General features: G+C 64.8%; 24 protein-coding genes and 1 other RNA gene. 15 read left to right on the top strand and 10 right to left on the bottom strand.

Annotated elements, in window-relative coordinates; translation table 11 throughout:
* The first annotated feature begins 215 nt into the window (after window positions 1-215).
* Window positions 216-998 carry a GGDEF domain-containing protein gene (locus GDR53_RS11805; protein ID WP_193334689.1) on the top strand — a complete coding sequence of 261 codons (783 nt, stop codon included), beginning with the start codon at window positions 216-218 and terminating at the stop codon, window positions 996-998.
* A 55-nt stretch (window positions 999-1,053) separates the two neighbouring features.
* On the opposite strand, the gene GDR53_RS11800 is transcribed toward GDR53_RS11805, so the two are convergent.
* Together GDR53_RS11800 and GDR53_RS11795 are read right to left on the bottom strand one after the other, a co-directional pair.
* Window positions 1,054-1,800 carry a YebC/PmpR family DNA-binding transcriptional regulator gene (locus GDR53_RS11800; protein WP_193334688.1) on the bottom strand — a complete coding sequence of 249 codons (747 nt, stop codon included), beginning with the start codon at window positions 1,798-1,800 and terminating at the stop codon, window positions 1,054-1,056.
* Between the two features lie 78 nt (window positions 1,801-1,878).
* Entirely contained in the window at window positions 1,879-2,283 is a 405-nt protein-coding gene (locus tag GDR53_RS11795) for a winged helix-turn-helix transcriptional regulator (RefSeq protein WP_232846814.1), read from the bottom strand.
* Between the two features lie 52 nt (window positions 2,284-2,335).
* Here GDR53_RS11795 and GDR53_RS11790 point away from each other — a divergent pair, with 52 nt between their 5' ends.
* Window positions 2,336-2,662: a nuclear transport factor 2 family protein gene (locus GDR53_RS11790; RefSeq protein WP_193334686.1), complete on the top strand. Its 327-nt coding sequence runs from the start codon at window positions 2,336-2,338 to the stop codon at window positions 2,660-2,662.
* On the opposite strand, the gene GDR53_RS11785 is transcribed toward GDR53_RS11790, so the two are convergent.
* The 5 genes from GDR53_RS11785 to GDR53_RS11765 form a co-directional block, all read right to left on the bottom strand.
* Window positions 2,659-3,477 (bottom strand): TIGR00282 family metallophosphoesterase, encoded by an 819-nt coding sequence (locus GDR53_RS11785; RefSeq protein ID WP_193334685.1) that lies wholly within the window; start codon window positions 3,475-3,477, stop codon window positions 2,659-2,661. The two genes, GDR53_RS11790 and GDR53_RS11785, sit on opposite strands and share 4 nt — an antisense overlap.
* On the bottom strand, window positions 3,474-4,061 hold the full coding sequence (locus GDR53_RS11780; protein WP_193334684.1) for a 5-formyltetrahydrofolate cyclo-ligase: 588 nt from the start codon (window positions 4,059-4,061) through the stop codon (window positions 3,474-3,476). Before GDR53_RS11780 ends, GDR53_RS11785 begins: the two co-directional genes overlap by 4 nt.
* Before the next feature lie 28 nt (window positions 4,062-4,089).
* Window positions 4,090-4,246, bottom strand: a non-coding RNA gene (gene ssrS, locus GDR53_RS11775) — 6S RNA.
* A gap of 115 nt (window positions 4,247-4,361) precedes the next feature.
* Entirely contained in the window at window positions 4,362-4,739 is a 378-nt protein-coding gene (locus tag GDR53_RS11770; protein ID WP_193334683.1) for a cell division protein ZapA, read from the bottom strand.
* Between the two features lie 4 nt (window positions 4,740-4,743).
* Window positions 4,744-5,031 (bottom strand): DUF4164 family protein, encoded by a 288-nt coding sequence (locus GDR53_RS11765; RefSeq protein WP_193334682.1) that lies wholly within the window; start codon window positions 5,029-5,031, stop codon window positions 4,744-4,746.
* A 205-nt stretch (window positions 5,032-5,236) separates the two neighbouring features.
* Here GDR53_RS11765 and tkt point away from each other — a divergent pair, with 205 nt between their 5' ends.
* From tkt to GDR53_RS11750, 3 genes are all read left to right on the top strand, one after another.
* Window positions 5,237-7,210 carry a transketolase gene (gene tkt / locus GDR53_RS11760; protein WP_193334681.1) on the top strand — a complete coding sequence of 658 codons (1,974 nt, stop codon included), beginning with the start codon at window positions 5,237-5,239 and terminating at the stop codon, window positions 7,208-7,210.
* Between the two features lie 48 nt (window positions 7,211-7,258).
* Window positions 7,259-8,266, top strand: coding sequence for a type I glyceraldehyde-3-phosphate dehydrogenase (gene gap / locus GDR53_RS11755; protein ID WP_193334680.1), 1,008 nt, complete (start codon window positions 7,259-7,261; stop codon window positions 8,264-8,266).
* A gap of 120 nt (window positions 8,267-8,386) precedes the next feature.
* Window positions 8,387-8,926, top strand: coding sequence for a putative glycolipid-binding domain-containing protein (locus GDR53_RS11750; protein ID WP_193334679.1), 540 nt, complete (start codon window positions 8,387-8,389; stop codon window positions 8,924-8,926).
* Here the strand turns inward: GDR53_RS11750 and GDR53_RS11745 are convergent.
* Window positions 8,896-9,960, bottom strand: a complete 1,065-nt coding sequence (locus GDR53_RS11745) for a MerR family transcriptional regulator (RefSeq protein ID WP_193334678.1) — start codon at window positions 9,958-9,960, stop codon at window positions 8,896-8,898. The two genes, GDR53_RS11750 and GDR53_RS11745, sit on opposite strands and share 31 nt — an antisense overlap.
* A 181-nt stretch (window positions 9,961-10,141) precedes the next feature.
* On the opposite strand from GDR53_RS11745, the gene GDR53_RS11740 reads away from it, so the two are divergent.
* From GDR53_RS11740 to GDR53_RS11725, 4 genes are all read left to right on the top strand, one after another.
* On the top strand, window positions 10,142-10,432 hold the full coding sequence (locus GDR53_RS11740; RefSeq protein WP_193334677.1) for a hypothetical protein: 291 nt from the start codon (window positions 10,142-10,144) through the stop codon (window positions 10,430-10,432).
* Window positions 10,433-10,518: 86 nt separating this feature from the next.
* Window positions 10,519-11,721: a phosphoglycerate kinase gene (locus tag GDR53_RS11735; protein ID WP_193334676.1), complete on the top strand. Its 1,203-nt coding sequence runs from the start codon at window positions 10,519-10,521 to the stop codon at window positions 11,719-11,721.
* Between the two features lie 69 nt (window positions 11,722-11,790).
* Complete coding sequence (locus GDR53_RS11730) at window positions 11,791-12,093, top strand: type II toxin-antitoxin system RelB/DinJ family antitoxin (protein WP_193334675.1); 303 nt, start codon at window positions 11,791-11,793, stop codon at window positions 12,091-12,093.
* Window positions 12,090-12,380, top strand: coding sequence for a type II toxin-antitoxin system RelE/ParE family toxin (locus tag GDR53_RS11725; protein WP_193334674.1), 291 nt, complete (start codon window positions 12,090-12,092; stop codon window positions 12,378-12,380). Before GDR53_RS11730 ends, GDR53_RS11725 begins: the two co-directional genes overlap by 4 nt.
* Before the next feature lie 69 nt (window positions 12,381-12,449).
* On the opposite strand, the gene GDR53_RS11720 is transcribed toward GDR53_RS11725, so the two are convergent.
* Window positions 12,450-13,280, bottom strand: coding sequence for an aldo/keto reductase (locus tag GDR53_RS11720; RefSeq protein WP_193334673.1), 831 nt, complete (start codon window positions 13,278-13,280; stop codon window positions 12,450-12,452).
* Window positions 13,281-13,486: 206 nt separating this feature from the next.
* On the opposite strand from GDR53_RS11720, the gene GDR53_RS11715 reads away from it, so the two are divergent.
* The 5 genes from GDR53_RS11715 (at window position 13,487) to GDR53_RS11695 (ending at window position 17,922) form a co-directional block, all read left to right on the top strand.
* Entirely contained in the window at window positions 13,487-14,515 is a 1,029-nt protein-coding gene (locus GDR53_RS11715) for a class I fructose-bisphosphate aldolase (protein WP_193334672.1), read from the top strand.
* A 193-nt stretch (window positions 14,516-14,708) separates the two neighbouring features.
* Window positions 14,709-15,305 (top strand): thiamine phosphate synthase, encoded by a 597-nt coding sequence (locus GDR53_RS11710; RefSeq protein ID WP_193334671.1) that lies wholly within the window; start codon window positions 14,709-14,711, stop codon window positions 15,303-15,305.
* Complete coding sequence (locus tag GDR53_RS11705) at window positions 15,302-16,435, top strand: tetratricopeptide repeat protein (protein ID WP_193334670.1); 1,134 nt, start codon at window positions 15,302-15,304, stop codon at window positions 16,433-16,435. Before GDR53_RS11710 ends, GDR53_RS11705 begins: the two co-directional genes overlap by 4 nt.
* 122 nt (window positions 16,436-16,557) lie before the next feature.
* Window positions 16,558-17,124: an elongation factor P gene (gene efp / locus GDR53_RS11700; protein WP_193334669.1), complete on the top strand. Its 567-nt coding sequence runs from the start codon at window positions 16,558-16,560 to the stop codon at window positions 17,122-17,124.
* A gap of 3 nt (window positions 17,125-17,127) precedes the next feature.
* On the top strand, window positions 17,128-17,922 hold the full coding sequence (locus GDR53_RS11695) for an inositol monophosphatase family protein (RefSeq protein WP_193334668.1): 795 nt from the start codon (window positions 17,128-17,130) through the stop codon (window positions 17,920-17,922).
* 11 nt (window positions 17,923-17,933) lie between these two features.
* On the opposite strand, the gene GDR53_RS11690 is transcribed toward GDR53_RS11695, so the two are convergent.
* Window positions 17,934-18,650 (bottom strand): DUF1868 domain-containing protein, encoded by a 717-nt coding sequence (locus tag GDR53_RS11690; protein WP_193334667.1) that lies wholly within the window; start codon window positions 18,648-18,650, stop codon window positions 17,934-17,936.
* Window positions 18,651-18,820: 170 nt separating this feature from the next.
* Between GDR53_RS11690 and GDR53_RS11685 the strand changes: the two genes are divergently transcribed.
* Entirely contained in the window at window positions 18,821-19,807 is a 987-nt protein-coding gene (locus tag GDR53_RS11685; protein WP_193334666.1) for a flagellar motor protein MotA, read from the top strand.
* The last annotated feature ends 2 nt before the right edge of the window (window positions 19,808-19,809 follow it).

The raw sequence follows: 19,809 nt of genomic DNA, 5'->3' as shown, positions 1-19,809 counted from the left end.
ATATGCGCCGGTCAGCGCGGCGGATATCGGGATGAGGGAACGAAAGCTGCGGGCGCCGGGTTACGCCTGCGGTTGGCCGAGCGCCGTTTCGGCGCTCGCGACGCAACTGGCCCACCGACGACCAACTCAATAAAGCAGGGGACGCACCATTCCTCGTTGTTGATCGCCTTGTTCCGGCGCTGCACGGCAGCGCCCTTGTCGGCCGGAGTTTGTCCATGTTGCGCCCCAAATCTTTGACTGCCCTGCAGAGCTGGTCCAGCGTCGGGCGCTGGACCCTGATCGGCACGCTGTTCTGCATCGTGGTCTCGCTGGTGGTCAATCTGGCGCTGTTCGGCGATCTGGGCGGCCGCGCCCTGGAGCGGTCGGTGCTCAGCGCCTTGGTGATTCCGGCCATCGTGGGGATGCCGCTCTTCCTGTTTCTGGGCATGCGCGTGCGTGGCCTGGCGCTCAGCAATATCCGCCTGGGTCTGGTCGCGCGCACCGACAGCCTGACCTCCTGCCTCAATCGCGGCGCCTTCACCGGTCGCGTCAGCGGCCTGCTGAGCCAGCGCCGGCCCGATACGACCAGTGCCCTGCTGATGATCGACGCCGACAACTTCAAGGCCATCAACGATCTGTTCGGCCATGATTGCGGCGACGATGCCCTGGCCATCATCGCCCGCTCGATCCGTGCCGTGCTGCGCTCGGGCGATCTGGTGGGGCGCATGGGCGGCGAGGAATTCGCCGTCTACCTGCCCGACCTCGACCATTACCAGGCCGACGCCATTGCCGAGCGTATCCGCCGCTCCGTGCGCCTTGCCAACTTTGCCCCGGACGGCCAGCGTCATCTGCTCTCGGTCAGCATTGGCGGCGCCGTGTTCGAGGGCGAGCGCGAATTTGCCGAACTGTTCCGCATTGCCGACCAGCGTCTCTACGAGGCCAAGCGCGCCGGCCGCAACCGCTCTGCCGTGGTCAGCGTCGCCGACCTGGCCGAACCGGAACTGCAGCAGTCGGCATGAAAAAGGGCGGCGCCAGCAGCACCGCCCTCGATAACCCGGCCATCAGCGCACTGAATTACGCGTCGAGCTTGGCCATATCCTCATCGCTCATCTCGAAGTTCGAATAGACGTTCTGCACGTCATCGTCTTCTTCCAGCATGGCGATCAGCCGCATCAGCGTAGCGCCCTTGTCGGCGTCGATAGGGGCATTGGTCTGCGGCTTCCACACGGCCTTGACCGATTCTGCTTCGCCCAGCGCCTTTTCCAGCGCGGCCGCAACGTCGACCATGGCCTCGAAGGTCGTGGTCACATAGTGACCGTCTTCGCTGCTCTCGACATCATCGGCGCCGGCCTCGATGGCCGCTTCCATGATGGCATCTTCGCTGCCGGCCTTGGCCGGGTAGACGATCTCGCCCACCTTGTCGAACATGAAGCCGACCGAATTGGTTTCGCCCATGGCGCCGCCGCACTTGGAAAAGTACGAGCGCACATTGGAGGCGGTGCGGTTGCGGTTGTCGGTCAGCGTCTCGACGATGATGGCGACGCCACCCGGGCCATAGCCCTCATAGCGGATCTCTTCGAAATTCTCGCCGTCCGAGCCGATCGCCTTCTTGATGGCGCGGTCGATATTGTCCTTGGGCATGGACTGCGAACGGGCATTGACCACGGCCAGGCGCAGCCGCGAATTGAAGGCCGGATCGGGCATGCCCATCTTGGCCGCCACGGTGATTTCGCGGGCCAGCTTGGAAAAGACCTTCGAACGCACGGCGTCCGACTTGCCCTTGCGGTGCATGATGTTTTTGGCGTGTGAATGGCCGGCCATTCGATCCCTCGCGGATGCTTCTGACGAATTTTGCCCGCTTATAGGGGGATGATCTGCAAAAATAAAGAGCGCCGCTACTCAAGAGACCTCGACAACTTCAGGGCTGCCGGATTCCACTACGGGCCTGGTCTCGGCCCAGCTCAGTAGCGCATCGAGCGCCGGACACAGCGCCTGCCCCCAGTCGGTCAGGCAATATTCCACCTTGGGCGGCACCTGATGGTGCACGATGCGCCGGACGATGCCGTCGCTCTCCATCTGCCGCAACTGCTGGATCAGCATCTTCTGCGAAATCGCCGGGATCGACCGTTCCAGCTCGGAAAAGCGCTGCACCTTCCCGCCGAACAGGCGGAACAGGATGACCAGCTTCCAGCGGCCCTCGAGAAACTGCAGCGCCTGTTCCACCCTGTCCGCCGCCGAGCCGGGAATGGGATGAATGGACTTACTCAAAAGTAGGTACCTTACTTTTTCGTCGGTTCTTGTGATGCGGTGCAGTGTACCCCTATCTCTGGCACCCGCCAACAGATGGAGACCCACCATGTCCCAGATCCTGCCCGCCCCGCTTGCCGACTACTTCGCCGCCGCCAACCGCCACGACATTGATGCCATGCTCGCGCCGTTCGCGCCGGATGCGCGCGTGCGTGACGAGGGCGAGACCCATACCGGTCCCACTGCCATTCGCGCTTGGCTGGAGCATACGACGGCAAAATATCGGGTGACCGTCGAGGTGATCGACGCCAAGATCGAGGGCGACACAGAGGTCGTCACCGGCAGGGTGTCAGGCAATTTTCCCGGCAGCCCGGCAAACCTGACCTATCGCTTCACCCTCGGCGGCGACCGCATCGCCAGCCTCTCGATCGGCTAGCCGAAATCCGGCATGGCCTGGGCCAGGCTGCCGCCAATGCGCAGCGGCATGGCCCGGCGGGAAAGCCCGCTGCGCGGATCGGTCTCGATGGCCACCCCGCACAGCGTGGCTTCGCCCTCGGACGGTGAGAACCGCCCATTGGGAATGCCGGTGAGAAACCGGTTGAGCGGCTCTTCGGTATCGGTACCGATGACGGAATCGAAATCCCCGCACATGCCGGCATCCGCCATCAGCGCCGTGCCGCCGCGCAACACGCGATGGTCGGCCGTGGGGATATGGGTATGGGTGCCGACGACGAGGCTCACCTTGCCATCGAGGAAATGCCCCATGGCCTGGATTTCCGAGGTCGCCTCGGTGTGGAAATCCACCACGATGGCATCGGCCTGTTCGCCCAGCGGACAGGCAGCCACCGCCGCTTCCACGGCGCGGAACGGATCATCGGCCGGGCCCATGAAGACGCGCCCCAGCGCATTGACCACCAGTACGCTGTGCCCGTTGCGGCCGGTGACCAGCATGGCGCCGCGCCCGGGCGTGCCGGGCGGCATATTGATCGGCCGGATCAGCGTGTTTTCGCGCTCGATATAGGAAATCGTCTCGCGCTGGTCGAAGGCATGGTCGCCCAGCGTCACCACATCGGCCCCGGCATGGCGGATGGCGTTGAAATGCGGCTCGGTCAGGCCCTTGCCATGGCTGGCATTCTCGCCATTGACCACGACGAAATCGAATTTGTACTGCTCGATCAGCCCGGGCAGCCGATCATTGACCGCATCCCGGCCCGAACGGCCCATCACATCGCCCAGAAACAGTAGCCTCATGCGCTGGCGCCGAAATGGCGCAGACCGGCCTCGGTGATCACCGCGTCGAGCGGCACGTCATGGTCTTCACGCGGAATGGCGTCGAGTTCCTGGGCGGCAAAGGCCAGGCCGATCAGGGTGGGGGATTTGGTCATCTGCGCCAGGGTCCGATCATAATAGCCGCCGCCATAGCCCAGTCTGGTGCCCTGGCTGTCAAAGCCCAGCAGCGGCATCAGCACCACGTCCGGCTCGGCCAGCGGCGCCAGCTCCGACGGCGCCAGCGTGCCAAAACCGGCCTCGTAGAGCGCCGTGCCCTGTTCCCAGATCCGCATCTCCAGCGGCTGGTCGGGACCGAGCACGACGGGCAGCACCACGGTCTGGTTGCCCTCCATCAGCCGCAGCAGGATGGGTTGGCAGTCGAGCTCGTCGCGAATGCGCCAATAGGCGGCCACTACCTGGCCTGGCTGGAGGACATTGCCGGCAAAAAAGTGCTCCGCCACGCGGTCGGCGGCCTCGGCGCGCTCGACAGGGGAAAGCGCGGCGCGCGCGGCATGGGCCTGGCGCCGCAAACCGGCCTTGGCGTCTTCGATTGTCTCGTCCACCATGCGCCGCGCTGTAGCCTGCTCTCAGAAATTAGGTGCCACCCTGGCCGTGGGATAAGCGATCCCGGAACCTACTTTACGTAGGTGGGCGCCGTATGTCCGAACCCACGGGTCCGGTCAGGGACAGCTCCCTTAAGATCGATAAGGCCCCGGGGATATTGGTATCCTCACGCACCGGGCAGCCGCCAAGATATAGGCGCTTGATCGGCCGCTGCAAAGCCCCATCGCGGGCTTCCCACCAATCAGTGATGCCAACGCCCTGACGGCGGGCCCTCCAGCCGCTTTGCTTGCGGGGCGCCCTCCCTAGCCCTGCGGCACCGGCGCGGTATCGTCCAGAATGGTGGCCATGCCCTCGATCGTGCGGGCGGCCGCGCCGAGCTTCTGCGCAAAGCGGATTTCCAGCGCCTCGATCTCGGCGGCCACTTCCTGGCCGGCGCGGGTCAGCACCAGGACGTCTTCTTCAAGAGCCTTGATCTTGCGCTCGGCCTCGGCCAGCTCATCGACCACCGCTATGCCGGCCATGACCGTCAGCCGGTTGTCGCCGATTTCGCCCACCGCGCCCTTGAGCTGCTCGACATGGGTGTCGAAGCGCTGCGCCAGGCCGATCAGGTGCTGCTGCTGGCCCTCTTCGCAGGCCATGCGGTATTTGCGGCCATTGATCTCGACATTGACTTCGGGCATGCCGCTACTCCGCCTTGGCCAGCACAGAGCGGACCGTCTCCATCGCATCGACCAGGCGTCGCGATACCTCATGGGCGCTGTCATCGAGCCGCTTGGCGCGCGCCGCGGCCTTGTCCAGCTCGGTGGCCAGCCGCGCCCGCTCATGCACCAGCCGCTGGGTATCGACCTCCATGCGGTTGTGCTGGCGCATTCGGGTGCCCAGATCCTGCACCGACTGGTTGAGCCGCGCCAGCGCCCGATCGAACTGCGCATTGGCAGCGGTCAGATCATCTTGAAGTTCCGTGTCACTCATTGCTGCTACGGTCCTCAACGCGCGGCGATTCCGCCGCGGCCAGCCTGCCCCAGCGCTCGCCGCAATGCAACTGGCGCGCCGCCATCTCGGCCATGCCTTGTCATTGACAGGCAATCCCAACCTGTTATGCCTCAAACCGCCTTTGGGAGGAGGCGTTTGGACCATCTTCTCCCCAGATTTCAGTCCCGAGGAAAGTGCAAGCCCGATGACCAATACAGCCCAGCAGAACGATCTGGCCAATGCAATCCGCTCCCTGTCGATGGACGCGGTTGAAAAAGCCAATTCCGGCCACCCTGGCCTGCCCATGGGCTGTGCCGACATCGCCACGGTGCTGTTCACCAAGGTGATGAAGTTTGACCCCGCTGACAGCAAATGGGCTGACCGCGATCGCTTCGTCCTCTCGGCCGGCCACGGCTCGATGCTGCTCTACGCATCGCTCTACCTCCTCGGCTACGAGGACATGACGATCGACCAGATCAAGAATTTCCGCCAGCTCAACTCCAAGACCGCCGGCCACCCCGAATATCATTTCGCCCAGGGCATCGAGACCACGACCGGCCCGCTCGGCCAGGGCGTCGGCAATGCCGTCGGCATGGCCGTGGCCGAGGCCAAGCTGGCCGCCGAGTTCGGCGCCGACCTCGTTGATCACCACACTTGGTGCCTGGCCGGCGACGGCTGCCTGATGGAAGGCATTTCCCAGGAGGCCATTGCCCTGGCCGGCCACCTCAAGCTGCACAAGCTGACGGTGATCTGGGACAACAATTCGATCACCATTGACGGCGCCGTGTCCAATGCCGACAGCACCGACCAGATCGCGCGCTTCAAGGCCTCGGGTTGGCACACCATCGAAATCGACGGCCACGACCAGGACGCCATCGAAAAGGCCCTGCTCGCCGCCAAGGCCGCCGACAAGCCCACCCTGATCGCCGCCAAGACCACGATCGGCTTCGGCGCGCCCAAGAAGGCCGGCACCAACAAGGTACATGGCTCCCCGCTCGGCGCCGAAGAACTGGCCGGCGCCAAGGCGGCGCTCGGCATCACCTATCCCGCCTTTGAAATTCCCGCCGACACGCTGTCGGCCTGGCGCGCTGCCGGCATGCGCGCCCAGAACATCCGTGGCGAATGGACCTCGCGTCTGGGCGCCTCTGCCCACAAGAGCGAGTTTGAGCGCCGCATGGCCGGCGAACTGCCTGCCGGCTTTGCCAATGCCATGGCCGACTATATAAAGCAGCTGACCGTCGACCAGCCCAAGGTCGCGACCCGCAAGTCGGGCCAGATGGCGCTCGAGATCATCAATGCCGTCGTGCCCGAGACCCAGGGCGGCTCGGCCGATCTGACCGGCTCGAACCTGACCAACACCAAGGAAACCCTGCCCTTCCAGGCCGACAATTATGCCGGCCGCTACATGATGTACGGCATCCGCGAGCACGTTATGGCCGCCGCCATGAACGGCATCGCTTTGCATGGCGGCCTGATCCCCTATGGCGGCACCTTCATGTGCTTTACCGACTATGCCCGTCCGGCCATCCGCCTCTCGGCCCTGATGGGCCAGCGCGTCATCTATGTCATGACCCATGACTCGATCGGCCTGGGCGAAGACGGCCCGACCCACCAGCCGGTGGAGCACCTCAGCGCCCTGCGCGCCATTCCCAACCTGCTGGTCTTCCGCCCGGCCGACGCGGTGGAAACCGCCGAATGCTGGCAGCTGGCGCTTGAAAGCGATAGCGCCCCCTCCATCCTGGCCCTCTCACGCCAGAACCTGCCCACCGTGCGCACCCAATATACTGCCGAAAACAAGTCGGCCCGCGGCGCCTATACCCTGGCCGGCGATCTCGACGCCCAGGCGGTGATCTTTGCCACCGGCTCGGAAGTCGCCATCGCGCTCGACGGCAAGAAGCTGCTCGAGGAAAAGGGCATTTCCGCCCGCGTGGTCTCGGTCCCATCCATGGAACTCTTCGCCAAGCAGTCCGACGCCTATCGCACCGAGATCATCGGCAAGGCCAAGGCCCGTGTCGCCATCGAGGCCGGCACCGAGATGAGCTGGAACAAGCTGCTCGGCGACAAGGGCCGCTTTGTCGGCATGACCGGCTTTGGCGCTTCCGGCCCGATTGACGAGCTCTATGAGTTCTTTGGCATTACGCCTAAAGCCATTGTTGAAGCCGTCACGGCACAGTTGTAAGAGAGCGCAGCCTCCCTTCTCCGAACCCCTCCCAAGGAGCGTCTCCCCATGGCAATTCGCGTCGCCATCAATGGTTTTGGCCGCATCGGCCGCAACGTCCTCCGTGCGATCATGGAATCCGGCCGCACCGACATCGAAGTCGTGGCGATCAACGATCTCGGCCCGGTCGAAACCAATGCGCATCTGTTCCGCTTCGACAGCGTGCATGGTCGCTATAACGGCACCGTCACCGTCGACGGCGACACCATTGACGTGGGCCGTGGCCCCATCAAGGTGACCGCGGTACGCGACCCGGCCGAGCTGCCGCATGCCGCCATGAAGGTCGACATCGCGCTCGAATGCACCGGCATCTTCACCTCCAAGGAAAAGGCCAGCGCCCATCTCAAGGCCGGCGCCAAGAAGGTGCTGATTTCGGCACCCGGCGATGGCGCCGACCTGACCGTGGTCTTCGGCATCAACGACAAGCAGCTCACCGCTGACCACATCGTGGTCTCCAACGCCTCCTGCACCACCAATTGCCTCGCCCCCGTTGCCTATGTCCTGCACAAGGAATTCGGCATCGAGCGCGGCATGATGACCACCATCCACTCCTATACCGGTGACCAGCCCACGCTCGATACCATGCACAAGGATCTCTATCGCGGCCGCGCTGCCGCGCTCAGCCAAATCCCGACCTCGACCGGCGCCGCCAAGGCCATTGGCCTGGTGCTGCCCGAGCTCAAGGGCAAGCTGGACGGTGTCTCCATCCGGGTTCCTACACCCAATGTCTCCTGCGTCGACTTCAAGTTCCTCACCAGCCGCGACGTGACGGCCGACGAGATCAACCAGGCCGTCCAGAAATATGCCGAAGGCGAGCTCAAGGGCATTCTGGGCTTCACCACCCAGCCCAACGTCTCGATCGACTTCAACCACGACAGCCATTCCTCCACCCTGGCCTTCGACCAGACCAAGGTGATGGGTGGCAATTTCGCCTCCATCCTGGCCTGGTACGACAATGAATGGGGCTTCTCCAACCGCATGGCCGACACCGCTGTCGCCATGGGCAAGACGCTCTAGGCGTCGCCTGACAGCACTCCATCAAGGGCGTCCCATCGGGGCGCCCTTTTTGTTGGCGCCCGATTGCCAGCCCGCCCGGCTTTGACCAATATCGACCCACTCCACTTGTGCGGGACTGCCATGAGCCTTGATCGATCCGTCCGCTGGCGCGGCTTTGACCCCGACAAGCTCGAGCATTGCCACGTCACCGCCACCGCCCGCGACACCCGCATCCGCAGCGCCATCATCACCCCCACCTTCGGCCTGTTCTATCGGCTCAAGCTCGACGAGGCCGGCCAGGTCCGCACCGTCCGGCTGGAGCGCACCGATGGCGCGGTGCTCGAGCTGTTCAGCGACGGCGCCGGCAATTGGAGCGATGATCGCGCCGACCCGCTGCCCGCTCTGCGTGGCTGCATCGACATCGATCTCTCCGTCTCGCCCCTGACCAATTCCCTGCCGCTCTGGCGCTGCGACTGGGTCATCAACCAGCCGCAACGCTTTGCCACGAGCTGGATCGACGCCGACGCCATGACCGTACGGCGCGACGAGCAGATCTACACCCGCCTCGACGAGACCCGCTTCCGCTACCAGTCGGCTGACGGGTCTTTCGAGCGCATCATCACCGTCGACGGCGATGGCCTGGTGCTCGATTATCCCGGCCTCTTCACCCGCGAGGCCTGATCAGCCCGTACCGGTCGCAGCGCCACGACGCCGGCGGTTCGCGCCCGCACCTCGGGCGTTGCAAGGCAGCTGGCCAGCGCCTCGTAACCGGGCGAGCCGGGATAAGGCGCGACGAGGCTTGGCGGGCTGTGATTGGCCGGGCAGAAGATGATCGCCTCATCCGGCCCCACCGCCGCCAGATCAAGAATGGCACTGGAGCGCGTCATCAGGAAGAGCGCCGGCATGTCCGGCCAGCCGCGCCGCAGATAGGCGATCACGGCTTCCTGCGTCGCATGATCGAGCCCCTGCTCGACCATGTCGACCACGACCGTGCTGGCATTGCTGCCCGCCAGTGCCACGAGCAGGGCGGTCAAAGCCGGCGAGCGCGTCGCGCCATCACCGTCCAGCCAATCGAGCGCCGCCGCAACCTGGCTTTGCAGGATGCCATCCGCCTCAAGCCGCGCCTCTGCTGTTGCCCCGTCCTTAGCCCGCCGGTCGAGATCGACAAAGACCGCGCCGTCGATCGTCTCGGCAAGCATCCGCGCCAGTCGCGTCTTGCCGCTGCCCAGTGGCCCCACAATATAGGTGATCCGCCGCTGCTCGCGCAGTTCGAAGCGTTCACCACCCCAGGGCCATGGCAGATCGAACGCCACGCTGGCTGCGGTCACCGGCCCCAACAGCCGCGCCAGATCATCCGATGTCGGCACCATGCCCGCGCTCAGCGCGCTGCGCAGGGCGCGCACGCGGTCGACCGCGCCCGCCATGTCGCGGATGCGGGTTTCCAGCCCCTGCTGATGCCGCGCCAGCGCTGGCGCCAGATCGTGGGCATTTCCCGCCAGCACCCTGCCAATTTCCGCCAGGCTGAGGCCGAAGGCCCGCAACGCGACGATCTCGGCGGCGCGTGCCATGTCGTCGGGTCCGTAGCTGCGCCAGCCCGCGGCCGTGCGGCCGGGCGTCACCAGGCCCCGCGCTTCGTAAAGGCGCAGCGCCTTGCTGGAAACGCCGAGCTGGCGGGCCGCGTCGGTCGGCTTGAGATAGACAAGTTGAGAGCGCACGATTGACCTCTGGCTTGATGCAGCGCCCTGCTTATCGAGCCGGCCCCAAGGGCCGGGTCAAGCCCTGTTGTCACGACCGCCCCGGTCCCGTTCACGCCATGGTTATGCCGTTTGCCTTGTCACTGCCGAGTCATCAAACTAGCCTAGCCTCTGCAGCAGTCAGGTTGCAGGGGCACAAACCATGTTCCACATCATGCCGCGCATCTTCGCCAGTCTGCCCATCGCCTCCCTGGTAATCGGCGGCATCGGGCAGCCCGCTGTCCTCGTGGTCCCGCCCGCCCTCACCGCGCTCTATGTGCTGTTCCGTGATCGCCTGATCCGCCGCCGCGTCGGCCTTGCCGCCTGGCCCAGCGACGGCTTTGCCCGCCATGTGCTGGTCGATGACCTGGGACAATTGATCTGCGTTACCCTGCTTGGCCTGCCGCTGTTCTTTGCCGGGCATGGCCTGCGCACCATGCTGCTGCCCGCCTGAGCGCAACAGAATTTTGCGCGACTTGCCTTCCCCCTCCGCCAGCGCTCTGCTACGCCACCGATGATATCTGTTCCGGAGGCCCGACCATGAGCGCGACGTTCAAAACCCTTGATGAGCTTGATCTCACCAACAAGCGCGTGCTGCTGCGGGCCGATCTCAACGTCCCCATGCACGATGGCGAGGTCAGCGACGCCACCCGTATCGAGCGGCTGGTGCCCACCATTCGCGAAATCGTCAAGCATGACGGCAAGGCCATCCTGCTCAGCCATTTCGGCCGCCCCAAGGGCAAGGTCGACCCCGAATTCTCGCTCGAGCAGGTCTGTGCCGCCGTCGCCGACGCCACCGGCCACCCGGTCGGCTTTGTCGCCACCGACTGGACCGATGTCAGCGCCGCCAAGAAGGCCATCGACGAAGCCCCAGCCGGCTCCGTGCTGATCATGGAAAATACCCGTTTCCATCCCGGCGAAGAGGCCAATGACGCCGAACTGGCCCAGCGCATGGCGAGCCTCGGCGACGTGTATGTCAACGACGCCTTCTCGGCCGCCCATCGCGCCCATGCCTCGACCGCCGCTCTGGCCCATCTGCTGCCGGCCGCTGCGGGCCTGGGCATGCAGGCCGAGCTCGAAGCGCTCGAAGCCGGCCTCGGCAAGCCCAAAAAGCCCGTGGTCGCCATTGTCGGCGGCGCCAAGGTCTCCTCCAAGATCGACCTGCTGGAAAACCTCGTCACGAAGGTCGATGGCCTCGTCATCGGCGGCGGCATGGCTAATACCTTCCTCCACGCCCAGGGCTATGGCGTCGGCAAGTCGCTCTGCGAAAAGGACCTCGCCGAGACCGCCCTGCGCATCATGGACAAGGCGATCGACAGCGGCTGCGCCATTATCCTGCCCATCGACGCGGTCATGGCCTGGCACTTCAAGGCCGATACGCCCACGCGCCTCTATGGCGTCGATGCCATGGACAATGACGCCATGATGCTCGACATCGGCCCGTCCTCGATCGAGCGCATTCTGGGCGCCATCGACGACGCCAACACCGTGGTCTGGAACGGCCCGATGGGCGCCTTCGAGATGAACCCCTTCGATGCCGGCACCGTCGCCATCGCCAAGCACGTCGCCAAGCGCACCCATGACGGCAAGCTGATCTCGGTCGCCGGTGGCGGCGACACGGTCTCGGCCCTCGCCCATGCCGGGGTCAAGGACGACTTCACCTATGTCTCGACCGCCGGCGGCGCCTTCCTTGAATGGATGGAAGGCAAGCCCCTGCCGGGGGTTGATGCGCTCAAGAAGTAGTCTGCGCTAGGCTTAACTGGATTTTGTACTGCAAACGCATTACATTGCTGTGCATCCCCGGAGGTCGCCATGGCTGCCAATGCGTTGATTCAGACCCGTATCGATCCCGAAATCAAGGAGCGCGCCAGCGAGGTACTCGCCTTGATGGGCCTCTCCGTCTCCGACGCGGTGCGCATACTTCTGACCAAAGTGGCAAACGAGGGCGCCTTGCCCTTCAACCTCACCACCGATCCTGCGGAATATGACCGCTGGTTCCGCGCCAAGGTGCAAGAAGCGCTGGACGATCCACGCCCGGGATACTCGTCCGAGGAAGTTGAAGCCTACTTCGCCGAAAAACGCGCTGCCACACGTCGCGCCCTCGACAGGGAATGAAGCTACGCTGGACGAATGCCGCGCGGCGGGATCGCGAGGTCATCTACGTCTATGTCGAGGCAGATAATCCCGACGCCGCACTTCGTCTCGATGAACGCTTTCGGGATCGGGCGGCCCAGCTGACCGGTTTGCCCTATCTGGGTCGCGCGGGTCGCGTGCCGGGAACGCGTGAACTGACGATCGCGGGAAGCAGCTATGTGCTGGTCTATCGCGTCGAGCCCGGACTGGTCTCGATTATCAGGGTCATCCACACCGCGCGCACCTGGCCGGAAGACGACGGCGCATAGCCAAAGGGTGTGTACACAATGCCCAGGCCGCCACCGCTAGGGTGACGGCCTCTGCCTTGTCCGCCTGATCTAGAACGTCGCCGTCAGCGGATCCGAGCCGATGCGACCCTCGGCACTGTCGAGCGCGGCGATGGCGGCCTTGTCCGCGTCGCTGAGCGCAAAATCGAACACCGCGAAATTCTCGACGATCCGGCTCGGCGTCACCGATTTGGGGATCACCACCAGGCCCAGTTCGATATGCCAGCGGATGATCACCTGCGCCACGCTCTTGCCATGGCGCGCGGCAATCGCTGCCAGCGCCGGATGGTCCAGCAGCTTGCCCTGACCCAGCGGGCTCCAGCTTTCCGTCACCACGCCCAGCTCTGCGTTCTTTTTCCGCATCGGCGCCTGCTGGAACAGCGGATGGAGCTGGATCTGGTTGATCGCCGGCGTCACGCCGGTTGCGGCAATCAGCTGGTCGATGGTGTCGCCCTCGAAATTGGACACCCCGATCGAGCGGGCCTTGCCCTCTTCGCGCAGCCGGATCATCGCCTTCCAGGTATCGATGAACTTGCCGCGAAAGGCCGAGGGCCAGTGGATCAGATAGAGATCAACATAGTCGGTCCCGAGCCGTTTCAGGCTCTCATCCATGGCCCGCAGCGTGGAATCAAAGCCCTGCGCCTCGTTCCACAGCTTGGTGGTGAGAAAGATGTCGGCGCGCGCGACACCCGATTGCGCCATGCCGACGCCGACGCCGGCTTCGTTCTCGTAGATAGCCGCCGTATCGATGTGGCGATAGCCTGCCTTGAGCGCGCTGGCCACGGCGGTGCGCGCTGTCTCGTCGGTAGCCTTCCACACGCCAAGGCCGAGCTGGGGAATGGCATGGCCGTCGTTAAGGCTCACGTGCGGTTGCGTGCTCATCATTGTCATCCATTGTTGGGGAAAGGGCGCCCAATGGGCGCCGGACCGGTTTGCTGTAGGCCAGAACGGCACACGACCCAAGGGCGTTCCATCCAGTATCAACACTACCATACAAGATTCGCCTTTGGTCTAATAACCCTAGGTCTAATCGAACTGGCGGCAACGAAAGTCTAATCTCCCGGTCAATCCCACAGCCGAGGTTTGCCATGACGAAGTCGCTCAATGCCATTGCCCAGAAATTGATGGAGCCCGGCAAGGGGATCCTGGCTGCCGACGAATCCGAGGGCACCATCGCCAAGCGCTTTGCCAAGATCAACCTGCCCAACTCGCTCGATCTGCGCCGCGACTACCGCGAAATGCTGTTCCGCTCCACCGAGGCCATGACGAAATATATCTCCGGTGTCATCCTCACCGAAGAAACCCTCGAACAGTCCGCCGCCGACGGCACGCCCTTCCGCGCCATCCTGGCCGATGCCGACGTCATCCCCGGCATCAAGGTCGATCGCGGCGCCTTCCCCATGCCCGGCGACCACAATGAAAAGATCACCGAGGGCCTCGACGGCCTGCGCCAGCGCCTGGTGCGCTATGCCGAGCATGGCGCCGGCTTTGCCAAGTGGCGCGCCGTCATCACCATCAACGACGTGGCCCCCACCCGCAATAATATCCGCGCCAATGCCCATGCTCTGGCCCGCTATGCCATTCTCTGCCAGGAGGCCGGGATTGTGCCGGTGGTCGAGCCCGAAGTGGTCGGCGATGGCGATCCGGGCAACCATTCCATGGAGCGCTGCGCCGCAGTGACCGGCGACGTGCTGGAAAATACCTTCAAGGAACTGCGCCTCGCCGGCGTTGACCTGGGCGGCATGCTGCTCAAGCCCAACATGATCATGCCCGGCGTCAATTCGCGCGAACGGCCCAGCTATGAGGAAGTGGCCCGCCGCACCGTGGCGGTGCTGCGCGAGCATGTCCCGGCCGCCGTGCCCGGCATTGCCTTCCTGTCCGGCGGCCAGACCGATGAGGAGGCCACTGCCCACCTCACGGCCATGAACCAGATTGCCGGCAAGCCCTGGCCGCTGACCTTCTCCTATGGCCGCGCCCTGCAGAATGTCGCCCTGCGCACTTGGGCCGGTCGCCGCGAGAACTTTCCGGCCGCCCAGGCCGCCTTCAGCCACCGCGCCCATATGAATTCGCTGGCCGCCCTCGGCACCTGGAGCGGCGAGGTCGACACCGCTGCCTGATTTCTGCCTGACGTCCCAACGTCACACCTGCACGCCCTTAGCGGGCGCGCTTTTTCGTGCCCCCTGCGCGTCTCCGGAACGGGGCGCGCATTTTCTTTGCGCGTCACATTTCCATCCCCTATTGGAGGGGCGTCCTCTTTCTTGCCAAAATGGCCCACCATGAAGAGGCCCATAGCGTCAGTATCGAGAACCCATGGCCCCCCAGCTTTATCTGATCACGCCCGCCGCCGCCGATCCGACGCATTTTGCCCAGGCGCTGCAGGCTGTGCTGGACGTTGCCGCCTTCTCGGCCCTGCTGCTGCGCCGCGGCACCCGCGATGACGCCGCCTATGCCAGCTTTGCCAAAGACCTGGTCCGCATCGGCCAAGCCGCCGGCTGCGCCGTTCTGGTCGAGGACGATGCCGGGCTCGCCCGGAGCATCGGCGCCGATGGGGTGCATATTTCCGGCGATGCCAGCGCCGTCAAGGCGGCGCTCAAGGCGCTCAAGCCTGGCCTGATCGTCGGGGCCGGCAATATCCCCACCCGCCACGACGCCATGACCATCGGCGAAATGGATGTCGACTATCTGTTCTTTGGGCCGCTTGAAGGCGGCAGCGATGCCGAGGCTGCCGACCTTGCGGAGTGGTGGGCTGCCACTTTCGAGATTCCCGCTGTGCTCAGCGATCCAGGCGCCACCCCTACGACCGATCCGCGCGGCGCCGAATTCCTCGCCCTCTCGGATTCCATCTGGTCGGCCGACGATCCGGCTGCTGCCGCTGCCGCCATCGTCAACGCCCTGGACGCGCCATGAGCATCCGGCGCCGCCTTCATCTGCTGGCCCTTTCGGTGCTGCTGTCGTCCTTCTCGCTGGCTACCCTTGCCGTGGCCCAGGAGGACGTGGTCCAGGACCAGGCGGTCGAGGAAGCGCCCCCGGCTGCCGGTCCTGCCGAAATCATCAGCGACCAGATCTTTGGCCCCCGCGTGCCGACCGATCTGGCCTTTGGCGCTTTCCAGCGGGGCTACTTCCTCACCGCCCTCGAATTTGCCCTGCCCCGCGCCGAACAGGGTGATGCGCCGGCTCAGACGCTGATCGCCGAGATCTATGCCAAGGGCCTGGGCGTGGCCCAGAACGACCAGCGCGCCGCCGGCTGGTATGAGCTGGCCGCCAAGAATGGCGACATCCTGGCCATGTTCGAGCTGGCCATGATCTACCAGGACGGCATCGGCGTGCCCAAGAACCGCGCGCGCGCCGCCGACCTGTTCAACAAGGCCGCCCAGGCCGGCTATCTGCCCGCCAAATACAATCTGGCTCTGCTGCATATCGAGGGCATCTACGCCTCGCCCAGCCTCTCCACCGCCGCCAGCCTGATGCTCGAAGCGGCCGAGGCGGGCCTCGCCGAAGCGCAGTATGACTATGGCACCATGTTGATCGAGGGCGCGGGCCTCGCGCCCAATCTCGAGGAAGGCGCGCGCTATATTGGTCTGGCCGCCGAACAGAACCTGACCGAAGCGCAGGTCGATTACGCGACCCTGCTCTATCTCGGCCAGGGCATCGAGCGCGATGTTGCCGCCGCGGCCGGCTGGTATGCTCGGGCCGCCGAGGCCGGCAGCGCCGTCGCCCAGAACCGCTATGCCAAGCTGCTGGCGGTTGGTGAAGGCGTGCCCCTCGACCTGCAGGAGGCCGGCATGTGGCGGGCGCTGTCACGCCGCCAGGGCCTGAGCGACCCGGCGCTGGATCGCCTGCTGGTTTCCATTCCGCCGGAGGACCTGACCCAGGCAGAGGAGCGCGCCCGCTTCTGGCCGAGTACGCCGCCCAGCATCGAGACGGTCGCGGAAATTCCCTCCATCGCCCCGCCCGGGACCGGCGACACGGCACCGGCGACCCTGCCCGACCTGCTGCCGACGACGGTCACCCCGGCGGCGGAACCGCAAAACCCTTGAACGGAGCGGCATTCTGAGGCAAGAAGCGCCCCACGCCCGTCAGCACAACCATCCTTCGGCCAGCCGCATCCGGCGCGCGTGGCCCGCTCCAACACTTCGCGCACCCGAAAGCACCCACCCGCATGGCCAAGATCAACGGCAATGAAATCCGCCCCGGTTTCGTCATCAACCATCAGGACCGCCTCTGGGTCGCGGTCAAGGTCGATCACGTCAAGCCCGGCAAGGGCGGCGCCTATGCCCAGGTCGAGCTCAAGGCCATCCTGACCGGCACCAAGCTCAACGAGCGTTTCCGCTCCGCCGAGACGGTCGAGCAGGTGGAACTCGAATTCCGCGATTTCACTTTTCTCTACGAGCAGGGCGACAGCCTGGTTTTCATGGATCAGCAGAGCTATGAGCAGGTCGAGCTGGCCAAGGATTTTGTCGGTGACCGCGCTGCCTTCCTCTCGGACGGCATGAAGATCACCCTCGAAATGCACGAAGACACCCCGCTGGGCATCAAGTTCCCCGCCAATGTGGTGCTCGAAGTCACCGAGGTCGATCCGGTGCAGAAGGGCCAGAGCGTCTCCAGCCAGTTCAAGCCCGCCATCATGTCCAACGGCCTCAAGGTGATGGTGCCGCCCTTCATCGCCGTTGGCGAGCGTATCGTCGTCGACACGTCTGAAGTCACCTATATGCGCCGGGCGGACTGACCCATGGCCCGTTCAGCAATCCTCAACGTCATGGTCGGCGCCGCCCTCAAGGCCGGCAAATCGCTGACCAAGGACTTCAACGAAGTCGAGAACCTGCAGGTTTCCCGCAAGGGCCCGGCCGATTTCGTCTCCAAGGCCGATCTGCGCGCCGAGCAGGTGATCTTCACCGAGCTGCAGAAGGCCCGCCCCACCTATGCCTTCCTGATGGAAGAGGGCGGCGAGGTCGCCGGCACCGATGGCCAGCACCGCTGGATCGTCGACCCCCTCGACGGCACCACCAATTTTCTGCACTCGATCCCGCTCTTTGCCGTGGCCATCGCCCTTGAGCGCGCCAATGAGATCGTCGCGGCGGTGATCTACAACCCCGTCATGGACGAGCTCTACACCGCCGAAAAGGGCGGTGGCACCTGGCTCAATGACCGCAAGCGCCTGCGCGTTGCCGGTCGTCGCAGCCTGTCTGACGCCGTGGTCTGCACCGGGATCAAGACCCAGGGCACCCCCAATGACAGCCTGCAGCTGCGCCAGCTGGCCCATATCAATCCCGCCGTGGCCGGCATCCGCCGCTCCGGCTCGATTGCCGTGGACATGGCCTGGCTGGCCTCGGGCCGCTATGACGGCCTCTGGGAAGCCGGCCTCGCCCCCTGGGACGTGGCGCCCGGCATGCTGATGGTCAAGGAAGCCGGCGGCTTCGTCTCCGACTTTGCGGGAGCGCCCGGTTCGGTCTGGAACGGCCAGATCGTCGCCGGCAACGAGACCCTGCAGCCGGCTCTGCTCAAGGAAATCCGGGCCGTTCAGTAGGCTCAGCCCCCTTAGCGGGGGTTGAACACCACCAGTTCCTCGAACCAGTTCATGTCGGCAAAGCTGCAAAAGGCCGGCGCCCGCAGCTCGAGCACCGGTGCGCGCTGCACGATGTCTGCCTCGACCGCGTGCAGCATGGCCTGCCATTCCGGCAGCGCGTCTGCGTCGATCCAGTCGATCAGATAGGCCATGGTGATGTGGAATTCATAGGTCTCGTGATCGGGGTGCCGATAGCCGAGTAGGTCGGAGAAACCGTCGCGCCAGTCCGCCATGGCCTGCCGATCCGCGGCAGTGACGCCCTCGAGCCGAAGGCCGGTCGGCGCCACCCCGTTGACCGCCACCTGGAAGGCCGGGCCGCCGGCAAAGTCGCCTAGCCGCCGCGCGAAGTCGTCGGTCATGGCGGCGATCGAGGTGTCGCTGTTCATGTCGCGCGGCCAGTAGGGATATTCCCGCCGTCCCTCGATAATGCCCTGGAACAGCGTCATGTGGTAGCTGGCGACCGGCGTGAAGGCGAGCTTGGCCGCGTCTGCCATGCCCTGGAACACTAGCCGCGCGTCCATGAGCGCCTGCTGCGTCGCCGAACCTTCCGCCACGTGGCACACCACCGTATTGCCCGGCTCGGGCAGGAAAACACCCGCCTGGTTATAGCGCGTGCCCAGATGCCGCGGCGGCACACGGTCGGGCTGGCGGCCAAAGTGCTGGGCAAGCGTAGGCAGGTCGATCGGCATGGCAAAATCTCGGACAGGAGCGGATGGCTCCCCTTACGGCGGCTTCGCGAAGCTTGCATGACGGCCGATCACACCGCTGCAATGGTTAACCTTTGGCATTGCCCCATAACCAAGGTCTGAACTAGTCTCGGCTGCAGTGATTTGCGCGTTGAGGCAAGGTTCAGGCAGACATGACGCAAGGCTATGATCCCTACCACCTCGGCAGCCCGACCGTTTACCTCATCAAGATTGTGATTTTTCTGGTGCTGGTCGCGCTGGTCGGGGCGATCCTGTTCAACACCATCACCACCTTCTTCTGGGCCAATCCGTTCATCAACTCGATGATCTTCTTTGCCCTTGGCATTGGCATCTTCCTCAGTTTCCGCCAGGTCGTCCGCCTGTTTCCCGAAGTGCACTGGGTCAATTCCCTGCAGGACGGCACCACGACCAATGTGCGCGCGCCTATCCTGCTGGCGCCCGTGGCCGGCATCCTGCGCGAGCGCATCGGCGAGGCGGTGATCACCCCATCGTCCATGCGCTCGATCCTCGATTCGGTGGGCAACCGCCTTGACGAAGCCAAGGACACCTCGCGCTATCTCACCGGCCTCTTGGTCTTTCTCGGCCTCATGGGCACGTTTTACGGCCTGCTCGAAACCGTGACCTCGGTGGCCGGCGTCATCAATTCGCTCGACGTCGCCAATGGCGACACCGCCTCGCAGTTCGCCAGCCTGCGCGAGGGCCTGAGCGCCCCGCTGGCCGGCATGGGCACCGCCTTCTCGTCCAGCCTGTTCGGCCTTGCCGGATCGCTGGTGCTGGGCTTTCTCGACCTGCAGACCAGCCAGGCCCAGAACGCCTTCTATACCGATCTCGAGGACTGGATGACCTCCATGACCGAGCTCGACCACCCCGTCAGCGCCATGCAGGCCAATGCCGGCGGCCCGGAAATGCAGGCCATGTTCGACAAGCTCGGCAGCTCCATGCAGAACCAGAATTCCAGCCAGAACGCCATCCGCGCCATGGCCGAGCTGGCCCGCGGCATCGATGGCCTCGTCAAGCATATCCGCACCGAGCAGGACGATCTGCGCAAGCATATCGAAGAGCAGGGTGAGACCAATCGCAAGCTGCGCGAACTGATCGACGCGGTGCTGGCCCAGTCCGACAACGAGCGGCGGAACTAGAC

It is taken from the genome of Devosia beringensis (assembly GCF_014926585.1).
In the GTDB taxonomy this organism is placed as follows: Bacteria; Pseudomonadota; Alphaproteobacteria; order Rhizobiales; family Devosiaceae; genus Devosia; species Devosia beringensis.
The sequence above is the reverse complement of the archived record's forward strand: the minus strand, read 5'-3'. Positions and strand labels throughout refer to the sequence as shown.